This is a genomic window from Pseudomonas sp. XK-1 (assembly GCF_038069885.1).
Taxonomy (GTDB): domain Bacteria; phylum Pseudomonadota; class Gammaproteobacteria; order Pseudomonadales; family Pseudomonadaceae; genus Aquipseudomonas.
This window is the reverse complement of sequence record NZ_JBBPES010000002.1, coordinates 120,310-132,323: the sequence shown is the minus strand read 5'-3', so window position 1 is coordinate 132,323 and position 12,014 is coordinate 120,310. Positions and strand designations below refer to the sequence as shown.

General features: G+C 63.7%; 10 protein-coding genes. 6 read left to right on the top strand and 4 right to left on the bottom strand.

Going from position 1 to position 12,014, the window contains the following annotated elements; genetic code table 11:
• The first annotated feature begins 260 nt into the window (after positions 1 to 260).
• The 6 genes from rfbD to WMW70_RS06285 all read left to right on the top strand — a co-directional run bounded on the left by rfbD (position 261) and on the right by WMW70_RS06285 (position 5,696).
• Positions 261 to 1,142 carry a dTDP-4-dehydrorhamnose reductase gene (rfbD, locus tag WMW70_RS06310; RefSeq protein ID WP_341436667.1) on the top strand — a complete coding sequence of 294 codons (882 nt, stop codon included), beginning with the start codon at positions 261 to 263 and terminating at the stop codon, positions 1,140 to 1,142.
• 141 nt (positions 1,143 to 1,283) lie between these two features.
• On the top strand, positions 1,284 to 1,607 hold the full coding sequence (locus WMW70_RS06305) for a ComEA family DNA-binding protein (RefSeq protein WP_341436666.1): 324 nt from the start codon (positions 1,284 to 1,286) through the stop codon (positions 1,605 to 1,607).
• Between the two features lie 387 nt (positions 1,608 to 1,994).
• Positions 1,995 to 2,369 (top strand): DUF2784 domain-containing protein, encoded by a 375-nt coding sequence (locus WMW70_RS06300; RefSeq protein WP_341436665.1) that lies wholly within the window; start codon positions 1,995 to 1,997, stop codon positions 2,367 to 2,369.
• Positions 2,370 to 2,743: 374 nt separating this feature from the next.
• Positions 2,744 to 3,556 carry an SDR family oxidoreductase gene (locus WMW70_RS06295; protein WP_341436664.1) on the top strand — a complete coding sequence of 271 codons (813 nt, stop codon included), beginning with the start codon at positions 2,744 to 2,746 and terminating at the stop codon, positions 3,554 to 3,556.
• Positions 3,557 to 3,887: 331 nt separating this feature from the next.
• On the top strand, positions 3,888 to 5,060 hold the full coding sequence (locus WMW70_RS06290; protein ID WP_341436663.1) for an MFS transporter: 1,173 nt from the start codon (positions 3,888 to 3,890) through the stop codon (positions 5,058 to 5,060).
• Positions 5,061 to 5,267: 207 nt separating this feature from the next.
• Positions 5,268 to 5,696 (top strand): hypothetical protein, encoded by a 429-nt coding sequence (locus WMW70_RS06285; protein WP_341436662.1) that lies wholly within the window; start codon positions 5,268 to 5,270, stop codon positions 5,694 to 5,696.
• Positions 5,697 to 5,784: 88 nt separating this feature from the next.
• On the opposite strand, the gene WMW70_RS06280 is transcribed toward WMW70_RS06285, so the two are convergent.
• The 4 genes from WMW70_RS06280 to ngg all read right to left on the bottom strand — a co-directional run bounded on the left by WMW70_RS06280 (position 5,785) and on the right by ngg (position 12,001).
• On the bottom strand, positions 5,785 to 6,024 hold the full coding sequence (locus WMW70_RS06280; protein WP_341436661.1) for a YheU family protein: 240 nt from the start codon (positions 6,022 to 6,024) through the stop codon (positions 5,785 to 5,787).
• 73 nt (positions 6,025 to 6,097) lie between these two features.
• Positions 6,098 to 8,854, bottom strand: a complete 2,757-nt coding sequence (locus WMW70_RS06275; protein ID WP_341436660.1) for a hybrid sensor histidine kinase/response regulator — start codon at positions 8,852 to 8,854, stop codon at positions 6,098 to 6,100.
• 78 nt (positions 8,855 to 8,932) lie between these two features.
• Complete coding sequence (locus WMW70_RS06270; protein ID WP_341436659.1) at positions 8,933 to 10,123, bottom strand: osmoprotectant NAGGN system M42 family peptidase; 1,191 nt, start codon at positions 10,121 to 10,123, stop codon at positions 8,933 to 8,935.
• 141 nt (positions 10,124 to 10,264) lie between these two features.
• Positions 10,265 to 12,001, bottom strand: coding sequence for an N-acetylglutaminylglutamine synthetase (gene ngg / locus WMW70_RS06265; protein ID WP_341436658.1), 1,737 nt, complete (start codon positions 11,999 to 12,001; stop codon positions 10,265 to 10,267).
• Positions 12,002 to 12,014: the final 13 nt, after the last annotated feature.

Below are 12,014 nucleotides of genomic sequence, written 5' to 3'. Positions count from 1 at the left end.
GTTTGCTGTTGCTGGGAATATGCTGTCGAACCTGCCATCTTCCCCCTCACCCCAGCACTTTCCCCAAGGGGTGAATGTGCACGTCGCTAGATGGCGGTGACAGGATCTAGGGCGGCTTCGGACGGTGACCGTTCAGGAGCGCAGCGACAAGCCGCCTGCTTATGTCGCGACGATCAACCATGGTGCACTGCCTGCGGCGAGTCACACCCTGCGGGCCGCCAACCCTGTGCGGGATATTTGCACAACCCTGAGATTTTTATATGCGTGTATTGATTACCGGTGCCCATGGCCAGGTCGGTCATGAGCTAATGCGCCTGGTGCCTGCGGGGTTCGAGGCGACAGGGATGAGCTCGGCGGAGCTGGATATTGCCGATGCGGCGCAAGTGTCGGCGGTGGTGGATCGGCTACAACCGCAGCTGATCATCAATGCGGCGGCTTACACCGCTGTGGACAAGGCCGAGAGCGAGCCGCAACTGGCTTACGCAGTGAACCGTGATGGAGTCGCGCACTTGGCCAGCGCCGCTGAGGCGCGGGCCATTGGGCTGCTGCATTTGTCCACCGATTACGTGTTTTCCGGGGATGCCACCACACCTTATTCCGAACAGGATGCACCTGCCCCCACCGGGGTGTATGGCGCGAGCAAGCTGGCGGGTGAGTCGGCGCTGGTGGCGGGCTGCAGCCGCTACATGATTCTGCGCACCAGCTGGGTGTTCGGTGCCCATGGCAACAACTTCGTCAAGACCATGCTGCGGCTGGGGCGTGAACGCGATGAGCTGTCTGTGGTGGCCGACCAGCAAGGCTGCCCGACCTCTGCAGCGAGTATCGCCCGCGCGCTATGGACCCTGGCTCAGCAGTACCGCGATAGCGGTGCGTTGCAGTGGGGGCTCTATCACTACAGCGGCATGCCTGCCTGCAGTTGGCATGGTTTTGCCCAAGAGATTTTCGCTCAAGCGCACGAGCTGGGCATATTGCCGCGGGTGCCAGTGGTACATGGCATCAGCACGGCGCAGTACCCCACGCCGGCGAAGCGCCCGGCATGGTCGGTCATGGATTGCAGTCGCCTGCAGCAGGCGCAGCAGATAACACCTGCCGACTGGCGCACGGAGCTGCGGGCGGTTTTGTTGGAGTTGGCGGGGCAGTAGCTGCCGCAAACAGTTTTATATGGGTGAGAGCAAATTTTTTCCTTCGGTTATTTGACAGCTTTCCAACAGCGGCTAGTTTTGAGGAAACGCGGAGCAGGAAGTCCCGCGTTTCTGAATAACAACCACGGAAGGACGCTCACCATGTTGAAACTGAAACTCTCTGCTCTGTTGTTTGCCCTGCTTGCCTCTATGTCGCTGGTGGTTTCGGCGGCCGAGGTATCCTCGAAGTCAGCCAGTCCGGGCGAACCTGTTCAGGTCGCCACCGCTGCCATGGTCAATCTCAATACCGCCGACGCTGCTACCCTGCAACGCGAGTTGCTGGGCGTTGGTCAGGTCAAGGCGGAGGCCATCGTGGCTTACCGCGAGGCGCACGGTGACTTTGCTTCGGTGGACGAGTTGCTTGAGGTCAAAGGTATTGGGCCTGCGATTCTGGAAAAGAATCGCGACAAGTTGAGTATTAACTGACGCCCCTGGGCGTGTATCGAAGACCGGTTATTCACCCGAATGCCGTTTACTTAATTCAAGTAAACGGCATTTTTTGTGGGCCGCATTTATGCACAGTTCTAGGTAGATCCTATGTTCCTGCGCCGGTCTCGCAGAACTTAGGAGCAGGGGACGTCTAGTCCATGCCTGCGATGACTTTGCCGAGCATGCCCTTTCGCGGCCATGGGCCGCTCCTACGAATCCCCTGAGCCCCCATGTCTGCCTCGCTCCCATCCCGTTCCCGGACTGCGCTGGCGCTTGTTCGGGCTACAGCTCACACCTGATTCCTTTGCCCGAGCTTTGGGGCTGTGATTGCGCTGGGGTGGGGTTACCCTGTGGGCGGTTGGTCGAATCGGGAAGGGCGTTGCGATGTTTGTGTTGCTGGCTGCGGATGCCGTGCTGCTCGCTCATCTGCTGTTTATTGTCTTTGTGTTGTTCGGCGGTCTGCTGGTGTGGCGCTGGTATCGGCTGATCTGGCTGCATGTGCCAGCGGCGTCGTGGGGCGTGACGGTGGAAGTGCTGCACCTGCAATGCCCGCTGACGCCCCTGGAGAACAGTCTGCGTCAGGCTGCCGGGCAGGCGGGTTATGCCGGCGGTTTTGTCGAGCATTACCTGGTGCCGGTGATCTATCCAGCGGGTCTGACGCCGCAGGTGCAACTGTGGCTCGGGGCTTTGGTGCTGCTGCTGAATGCGCTGATTTATGCCGGGCTGCTTGTGCGCCGCAGGCCCTGGCGACGCTGCTAGTCATGGAGGATTGGTCCCATGCCCATTAGCCATCGGGTTGCAGGAGCGGTTGGGCGGCACCCCGCTGGGCGGCACTCTGCCATGCCGGTGATTCGCACGCATGGCGTGCTCCTGCATCTTTGCGACATTTGAGCCTGGCCTTCATTTTGGCTATGCCTGAATTGGCTGTTGTCGACATGCTCAGCCCTTGTAGGAGCGGGCTTGCCCGCGAATCGTGGCCAATGGCTCAGATGCACGGCATGGCTTTCCGGGTTGTGAACGCTGCTCCGCGGCTGGTGCTATGCCGTCATTCATAAGGTTGATGGAGCATGGGGCGGGATAATTCCTTCGCTACACTGGGGCCATCTACCACAGCACAACAAGGCAGCCTTTATATGCAAAATCGCATGATGATTACCGGCGCGGGTTCGGGTTTGGGTCGCGAAATCGCTCTGCGGTGGGCGCGTGAGGGCTGGCAGCTGGCGCTTTCCGATGTTAACGAGCCGGGCCTGGCCGAGACCCTGCAGCTGGTTCGGGCCTCTGGCGGCGATGGTTTTACCCAGCGTTGCGATGTACGCGATTACAGTCAGCTGACGGCGCTGGCTCAGGCCTGCGAAGAGCGTTTCGGCGGCATCGATGTGATCGTCAACAATGCCGGCGTGGCGTCGGGCGGCTTCTTCAGCGAGTTGTCGTTGGAAGACTGGGATTGGCAGATCGCGATCAACCTGATGGGCGTGGTCAAGGGCTGCAAAGCCTTCCTGCCGCTGCTGGAAAAGAGTAAAGGCAAGATCGTCAACATCGCCTCCATGGCGGCGCTGATGCAGGGCCCGGCGATGAGCAACTACAACGTGGCCAAGGCCGGTGTGGTGGCGTTGTCGGAAAGTCTGCTGATCGAGCTGAAGATGCTGGAGGTGGGCGTGCATGTGGTGTGCCCGTCGTTCTTCCAGACCAATCTGCTCGACTCCTTCCGCGGCCCGACCCCAGCGATGAAGGCGCAGGTGGGCAAGTTGCTGGAGAGTTCGCCGATCAGTGCCAGCGATATTGCCGATTACATCTACCAGGAAATTGCCAAGGGCGAGTTTATGATTCTGCCTCACGAGCAGGGCCGCATGGCTTGGGCGCTGAAGCAGAAGAACCCGCAACTGCTGTACAACGAAATGACCACCATGGCCGACAAGATGCGCGCGGCAAAACCCAAGCAGGGCTGAGCCACAGGGGCTGTCCCAATAGCGTGTTGCATGGGCGATTCAGGCTTAGCGCCTTTTCGCATCGCTGGCACGAGTAGGGGGAGGCGGGCCGCCTAGGCCGTGCGCACCAACGCAGGCAACGAACACTGGTGCGCGCGGCGCACCCTACGGACCCAGACCACCTCAAACTCTGTGGCGATCATTGAACGCAGCACGCTATTGGTACATAGCCGGCCATAGCGGTTAGTTGATTTATCGGTCAGCTTTATTGCGTCCCGGGCTTGCCTGTCGCAGGTCCGGGGGGTAGGGTTTGCCGTCATGTCGGCCTGGCCGCGAAACCGATGGATGTTCTGTGAAACCTTTCCCGCGGGCCATGCTGTTGCTGGCCCTGATTCTGGCGGCGATCAATCTGCGCCCCGGCATCACCTCCCTGGCTCCACTGATCGAGCGCATCGCTGCCGAGCTGGCCTTGAGCCGCAGCCTGATCAGCCTGACCACAGCGCTGCCCGTTCTATGCATGGGGCTACTGGCTCCGTTGGCCCCGCGCCTGGCGCTGCGCCTCGGTCTGGAACGCACCCTGGCCCTGTGCATGGGGGTAATCGCCCTGGCGTTGCTGCTGCGTCTGGCTGGGCATAACAGCCTGATCCTGATCGGCAGTGCGGTGTTGCTGGGGGCGGCCATTGCGGTGGCCGGGCCGCTGCTGTCGGGTTTTATCAAACGCTATTTCATGGCCAGCATGGGCAGTGTGGTGGGCTGGTATTCCCTGAGTATGGCCGTGGGCGGGGCCGGAGGCGCGGTGTTGACTGCGCCGGCCACCCAGCTGCTGGGGGATGACTGGGCGCGTGGCCTGGCGGTCTGGGCCGTACCGGCCTTGCTGGGCCTGCTGCTGTGGCTGTGCCTGCCGAATCGGATCGAGGCGACGGATGCAGGGGAGGGCAACGTCGGTCTGCCATGGCGACAGCCCAGGGCCTGGTTGATCAGTGGTTTTTTTGCCTTGCAGGCCGGTTTGTTCTACGCCCTGGCGACCTGGGCGGTCGCACGTTATCACGAGGCCGGGCTAAGCCTGATGCACAGCAACAGCCTGTTCAGCCTTTCGATGTTGATGGGCTTGCCCGGCTCCTTTCTGATGCCCTGGTTGGCCCAGCGTTTTGACAATCGTTATCTGCTGCTCCTGAGCTGCGGGCTGCTGTCTTCCCTGAGTCTGGGGATGATCACCTTTGCGCCGACCTTCCTGCCGGAGCTGTGGGCGGTCACTATCGGCCTGGGTCTGGGCGGCTCTTTCGCCCTGTCTCTGGTGCTGCCGCTGTATGAGGCAGGCTCGCCCTTGGCGGTCAGTCGCTGGACCGCCATGATGCTGTTCGTCGGCTACAGCCTGGCCTGCCTGACGCCGGTGCTGACGGGACTGGCCCGGGATCTGGCCGGCAACTACCAGCTGCCCTTTATGGTGCTGACCAGCCTGGCGGCAGTGATGAGCCTGCTGGCCTGGATCATGGGTCGCGAAAGGCGGTCGCGCGCTTCGCGTTGACGGGCGTGCGTTGTGTCGGTGGATTGGGGTTGACTTGGTGCGCACGGCGCACCCTACATGAGATGCGCGGCCACGGTCCCGTAGGGTGCACCGGCCTGATCGGGTAGTCATGGCGTTCGCCTGCCTATTTCGCTTATTTAGCTGCAGTTCCTTCCTTGCTTACTGGTGCTGTGATAGAAGGCAGCCTGGTTTTTTTGGAGTGGCGATGTGGAGTCCGAGTCCATCGTTTATGGCTGTATCCGTGACTGGCCGTCGGACAGTCCAGCGGAGAGCCGTCTGCGTCGCGAGATCAATCGGCAGGTGCTCGATCAGTTGCCGGCGGGCGATGCCTGGAGCTTTCTCGGCCGGGAAATGTTCGCCTGCTGCGAGCAGCCGGGGGATGGTCTGTACCAGACCCAAGTGATCCACTTCGGGGCCAGCTACCGCACCGTTGAGTACGAGTGGAGCCTGTGGATCAAGCAGTTCGAGGCCTTGCTCAAGCGCCTGTACTGGGCCAGTGCGGTGGTGCACCTGGAAACCGAGTTGAACGGTACCCACACCTTTCGCTGGGAGTCGGACAACGGTTTTCACAGCCCCGACGAGGGCGAGTTGCGCGTGCGCTGTGCCTGGGAGCGCGAAGGCGGCCTGCGCAGTTAACGCAATGTTTCAGAGCCGTAGGTTGGTCTGTGCGGCAGCTTCGCTGCGCTTAGCGCCAACCTACGAGCATGCGTTTGCCCCCCTGTATTTATTCCTCCAGTTCCTGCAGCCATTCCTTGGGCACATCGCGCCTGAGTGCCAGCTGGCATTGCTGGCTTTCCGGGTCGAAGACAATCACTGCCTGGCCTTTGTCCAGGGCATGGCGCACGCGTTCGATGCGGGTGTGCAGCGGGGTTTCATCGCCGTTGTCGGTGCCGTCACGGGTGACGAAATCCTCGATCAGGCGGGTCAGGGTGTCAGCTTCGAGCAGGTGAAAAGGGATCAGCACGGTCAGTTCTCCAGAACGCAGCGGCGATGCTAACGCGCGCCGGCCCGGCTGGCCATGGCTGGCCGGGCTTCCGTTAGAGCGCGTTATCGGCTGCAGGCTGTTGCAGCAGGCGTTCCAGGGTGCTGTAGAGGCGCGCGCTGTCCAGTGGTTTGCCGAGGAAGTCGTTCATCCCGGCGTCGCTGCCGTGCTGGCGGTGTTCGTCGAGGATATGCGCGGTCAGCGCGACGATGGGCACCGCGGGCAGATTATGCTGGCGCTCGAGGCGGCGGATCTGCCGGGTGGCCTCGAAGCCGTCCATTTCCGGCATCTCGCAGTCCATCAGAATCAGCTGCGTGGCGCTCGGGTCGCGCTGGTATTCATTGACCGCGGCCAGGCCGTTGGTAACCAGGCGCACGTTATAGCCGCGCTTTTTCAGAAAGCCCTGCACCACCAGCTGGTTCACCGGGTTGTCTTCGGCCACCAGGATGCAGGGCGCGCCGCCGCTGTCGTGACGCGGCTGTGGCAGGGGGCGGATTTGCGGGCTGCGCGGTTCCTCGTAGAGTTCTTCCAAGGCCCCACGCAGCGCCGTGACGGCCAGCGGCTGAGCCAGACTGAGCAGGCGCAGGCCTGCGCTGTTGGGCGTCTGCTGGCACTGTTCGGGGGAACTGAGCAGCAGGATGCGCTGGCCGGGATGCAGCAGGGGGCGCAGGGCGTCCAGCCAGTGCTGGGTGCTACCGGGCCATGGGGCCATCAGCACCAGCAGCGGCGGAGCGGCGAAATCCTGCAGATAGCCCTGCAGGCTTTCCGGGTTCTGGCAGCGCTCGGTGCGCATGCCCCAGCGTCCGAGCAGGCGGCTGAGGGCGTCCAGACCCAGGCCGTCGAGGGAGGTGAGCAGGGCGGTGCGGCCCTTGAGCAGCTCGCAGAGCGGGTCGGCCGGCTGTTCCTTGATGGCCTGGGGGATATCGAAGGCAAAGCGGGTGCCCTGGCCCGGGGTGCTTTGCACCTCGATTCGGCCGCCCATCATTTCCACCAGTTCCTTGCTGATGGCCAGACCCAGGCCGCTGCCGCCGTAGCGGCGGGTGGTGCTGGAGTCGCCCTGGGCGAAGGATTCGAACAGCTGGGTCAGGGACTCATCGCTGATGCCGATGCCGCTGTCGCTGATGGCGAAGATCAGGTGGGGGTTGCCCTGGGAATCGCTGCGCCGCGAGACGTTGAGCGATACATGGCCCTCGGCAGTGAATTTGAGGGCATTGCTCAACAGGTTCATCAGCACCTGCTTGAGCCGCGTCGGGTCGCCCTGGATGCGCCGCGGTACGCCTGCCTCCAGGCTGATATAGAGACGCAGGCGCTTGTCCAGGGCCTGGCCGGTGAACAGGCTGAGGGTGTCGGAAATCAGCTCCTCCAGATCGAAGTCGATATGTTCCAGGCTGAGCTTGCCGGATTCGATACGGGCGTAATCGAGGATGTCGTTGATCACGGCCATCAGTGAGCTTCCCGAGCTGGAAATGGTGTCGACATAGAAGCGCTGGCTGCGATCCAGCGGGGTTTCCTTGAGCAGTTGCAGCATACCCAGCACGCCGTTGAGCGGGGTGCGGATCTCGTGGCTCATCTTGGCCAGGAAGCGGCTCTTGGCCAGGTTCTCGATTTCCGCCTGTTCGGCGGCGCGGCGCGACTGGAAGCCTTCTTCCTTGAGCATATTGATGCGGTCGGCCAGGCCGATGGACAGGGTGATCAGCTCGATGGTCACGCCCACCTTGACCACTGCATCGCCATACAGGCCCAGCAGTTCGAGGCCCAGAGAACCGGACGTGGCGATGATAAAGGATGCCAGCAGAATGCCCCAGGCGAGGATGTAGTACGAGCCATAGCGCAGGCCCTTGCGCCATACGTAGGCCCCGCTGAGCAGCAGTACCAGGGACACCGCCAGCACGGTGAGGCTGGCGAGGATGTTCCAGGCCTGCAGGCCGATCAGCGGCAACGACACCAGGCAGCTGCCGACCAGCAGCATAAACAGGCGCAGGCCCAGATCCAGGCGCGGGAAATACTGCTGGGTGTGCAGGAAGTGGCGGCTGAACTGGGTGGCGGTGAGGCAGTGAATGTACATCAGGATATAGATGCTGACCGACTGCAGGCCGACATGCTCGGGCAGCAGCTTGAACAGCATGCCGTCGAAGCTGGCGGCGAACAGACCGATATTGAAGCTGTACACCAGGTACCAGAAGTAGGCCGCCTCGCGCAGCGAGATAAACAGGAACAGGTTGTAGCAGAACATGGCGAACAGTACGCCGTAGAAGGCCCCGTTGATGCCCATCAGGTTTTCCTGGGCGGCGGCGCTGGCGTGGTAGGTGCTGAAGAACAGCGGCACGAAGACCGTGCTGGTGGTTTCCACACGGATCAGCAGGGTGCTGCTGCCGGGCTGCAGGTCGACCGGGAACCAGAAGTTGCGCACCTGTACCGGGCGCTGGGAGAAGGCGTACTTGTCGCCGCTCTCCTGCGTCTGCCAGTTGCCGTCGGGGCCGGCGAGGTAGAGCTGCAGGTGATCGAGCAGCGGGTAATTGACTTCCAGGTAACCGGCCAGGTCGCTGGGCAGGCGGTTATCCAGCTGCACCCTGAACCACCAGACCGAGTCGTTCTTGCCGAGGTTGGCGTGTTCGCCGGCAACCGGGGTAAAACGCTGGTCGGGCAGGTTGCCGACCTGTTCCAGGGTCAGGCTACCGTCGGGATCTTCCAGGTAGCCCATGCTCGGCCCGAGAGAAAGGCGCAGGTCGTTGCTTTCGAGCAGCGCAGGCTGCAATGCCCAGGCGGGCCCACATAGCCAGAGCAACAGCAGCGCAAGCCAGATATGAGGCATCCGCAAACCTCTTGGTTCTTATTGGGCCGGTGGCAGCCAGTTTTGATGCTGTCACTTTGCCCGGATGCGCGTTGCCCTTCAAGCGTCCTGATCGCGGTGGCCGAGCAGGCTTTCCACGGTGGGTACGCGGGTATCGCTCTCCATCTGCGCGTCGTGTTCCAGTTGGTGGCTGAAACGCTCCAGGGAGCCCTGGGCCGGTTGGGCGTCGCTGGCAAATACCGGTGGGCTGAGCAGGTAGGCGGCGAGCAGGCTGCTGAGGGCCTTGAGACTGTCGATATGGGTGCGTTCGTAGCCATGGGTGGCGTCGCAGCCGAAGGCCAGCAGCGCGGTGCGGATATCGTGGCCGGCGGTGACGGCCGACTGCGCATCGCTGTGGTAGTAGCGGAACAGGTCGCGGCGCACCGGGATCTCATTTTCGCTGGCCAGGCGCAGCAGCTGGCGCGACAGGTGATAGTCGTAGGGGCCGCCGGAATCCTGCATCGCCACGCTGACCGTGTGCTCGCTGGACTGCTGGCCCGGGGCGACCGGGGCGATATCGATGCCGACGAACTCGCTGACATCCCAGGGCAAGGCGGCGGCGGCCCCGGAGCCGACTTCCTCGGTGATGGTGAACAGCGGGTGACAGTCGATTTCCGGCTCCAGCCCGCTCTCCTGAATGGCCTTGAGCGCGGTGAGCAGGGCGGCGACGCCGGCCTTGTCGTCGAGGTGGCGGGCACTGATATGGCCACTTTCGGTGAATTCCGGCAGCGGGTCGAAGGCCACGAAGTCGCCCACCGAGATGCCCAAGGATTCGCAGTCGGCGCGGGTGGTGCTGTAGGCGTCCAGGCGTAGCTCGACGTGGTCCCAGCTGATCGGCAGAGTATCCACCTCGGTATTGAAGGCATGTCCCGAGGCCATCAGCGGCAGCACGCTGCCGCGAATCACCCCGTGGTCGGTGAACACGCTGACCCGGCTGCCTTCGGCAAAGCGGCTGGACCAATGGCCGACTGGGGCCAGGCCCAGGCGGCCGTTGTCCTGCAGGGTGCGGACGATGGCACCGATGGTGTCCAGGTGCGCCGATACCGCGCGGTCCGGGCTGCTCTGCTTGCCCTTGAGGGTGCCGCGAATGGTGCCGCGGCGGGTCATCTCGAAGGGGATGCCGATCTCCTCCAGGCGCTCGGCGACATAGCGCACGATGGTATCGGTGAAGCCGGTGGGGCTGGGGATGGCGAGCATCTCCAGCAGCACCTTCTGCAGGTACGCGAGGTCGGGTTCGGGGAGTTTCTGCATATAGGTTCTCCTTGCGAAAACTGTCTGGGTGGCTTGCGATCCGCTATCAAGTCCGCTCCCGGACTGCGCTGCGCTTGTCCGGGCTACGGTTGAGCTGTAGCCGGCTTGGCGCAATCCGGGAACTGGCAGCGCGGCGCAGGCTTAATCCACCTGGCTAAGCGGAAACAGCAGGTCGATAAAGCGCTCGGCGGTGGGTTGCGGCTGGTGGTTGGCCAGGCCGGCGCGTTCGTTGGCTTCGATAAACACGTAGTCGGGTTGATCGGCTGCCGGTACCAGCAGGTCGAGGCCAACCACGGGGATGTCCAGGGCGCGAGCGGCCTTGACCGCGGCATCGGCCAGCGTCGGATGGAGGGTCGCGGTGACATCTTCCAGGCTGCCGCCGGTGTGCAGGTTGGCGGTCTTGCGCACGGCCAGGTGCTGTCCGGCGGGCAGGATGCTGGCGTAGTCGACGCCAGCGGCATGCAGGGTGCGCAGGGTCTCGGCATCCTTGGGAATACGGCTTTCGCCGTCGGTGGCGGCCTGGCGGCGGCGGCTCTGGGCGTCGATCAGATCGCCGATGCTGTGCCGACCGTCGCCCACCACTTGCGCCGGCCGGCGGATGGCGGCGGCCACCACCTCGAAGCCGATCACCAGGATGCGCAGGTCGAAACCTGGGTGAAAGCTTTCCAGCAGCACGCGGCTGTCGAAGGTGCGGGCGCGCTCGATGGCATCCTGCACGTCCAACGGCGTGCGCAGGTCCACCGCCACCCCCTGGCCCTGTTCGCCATCCACCGGTTTGACCACCAGGCTGCCGTGCTCGGCGAGGAAGGCGGCATTTTCCTCGGCGCTGCCGGCCAGGCGCTGCGCCGGCAGGCTCAGGCCGGCGCGGGCCAGGGTGCGGTGGGTCAGGCGCTTGTCCTGGCACAGGGTCATGCTCACCGCGCTGGTCAGGTCGCTCAGCGACTCGCGGCAGCGGATCCGCCGGCCGCCGTGGCTCAGGGTGAACAGGCCGGCTTCGGCATCGTCGACCTGCACTTCGATGCCACGACGCAGTGCCTCATCGACGATGATCCGCGCATAGGGGTTCATCTCGGCCTGGGGCCCGGGGCCGAGGAACAGGGTCTGGTTGATGCCGTTCTTGCGTTTGATGCTGAAGGTCTGCAGTTCGCGAAAGCCCAGCTTGGCGTAGAGCTGCTTGGCCTGGCCGTTGTCATGCAGCACCGACAGGTCGAGGTAGCTCAGGCCGCGGCTCATGGAGTGTTCGATCAGGTGGCGCACCAGCACTTCGCCCACTCCGGGCCGGGTGCAGCGCGGGTCGACGGCCAGGCACCAGAGGCTGCTGCCGTTTTCCGGGTCGTTGTAGGCCTTGTGGTGGTTGAGGCCCATGACGCTGCCGATCACCGCGCCGCTGTCTTCGTCCTCGGCCAGCCAGTAGGTGGGGCCGCCCTCGGGGTAGGGGGTGAGCTTGTCCGGGTCGATCGGCAGCATGCCGCGCATCCGGTACAGGCAGTTGATGGCCTGCCAGTCCGCCTCGTTCTGCGCCCGACGGATGCGGTAGCCGCGAAAGCCGCGGCGCGCCGGGCGGTAGTCGGTAAACCACAGGCGCAGGGTGTCGGAGGGGTCGAGAAAGAGTTGCTGCGGGGCCTGGGCCAGCACCTGCTGCGGCGCGGCGACATACAGGGCGATATCGCGCTCGCCGGGCCGCTCATCGAGCAGGGCCAGGGCCAGCTCGCCGGCATCCGGGTAGGTGTGGCCGATCAGCAGGCGGCCCCAGCCGCAATGCACGGCCTTGGGCTGGCTGGGCGCAGCGTTGTGATCCTCGGCCAGGCGCGCCTGCAGGCGTTCGTAGGAGGGTGTCTGGCCGCGCAGCAGGCGCTGGTTGTAGGCAGTGGCGCGCATTGGAAATTGTCCT

Bases quoted from the DNA above. Each gene is read 5' to 3' on its own strand.
- WMW70_RS06305 (WP_341436666.1), top strand. From the start codon at position 1,284: ATGTTGAAACTGAAACTCTCTGCTCTGTTGTTTGCCCTGCTTGCCTCT.
- WMW70_RS06300 (WP_341436665.1), top strand. From the start codon at position 1,995: ATGTTTGTGTTGCTGGCTGCGGATGCCGTGCTGCTCGCTCATCTGCTG.
- WMW70_RS06270 (WP_341436659.1), bottom strand. From the start codon at position 10,123: ATGCAGAAACTCCCCGAACCCGACCTCGCGTACCTGCAGAAGGTGCTG.
- WMW70_RS06275 (WP_341436660.1), bottom strand. From the start codon at position 8,854: ATGCCTCATATCTGGCTTGCGCTGCTGTTGCTCTGGCTATGTGGGCCC.
- rfbD (WP_341436667.1), top strand. From the start codon at position 261: ATGCGTGTATTGATTACCGGTGCCCATGGCCAGGTCGGTCATGAGCTA.
- WMW70_RS06295 (WP_341436664.1), top strand. From the start codon at position 2,744: ATGCAAAATCGCATGATGATTACCGGCGCGGGTTCGGGTTTGGGTCGC.
- ngg (WP_341436658.1), bottom strand. From the start codon at position 12,001: ATGCGCGCCACTGCCTACAACCAGCGCCTGCTGCGCGGCCAGACACCC.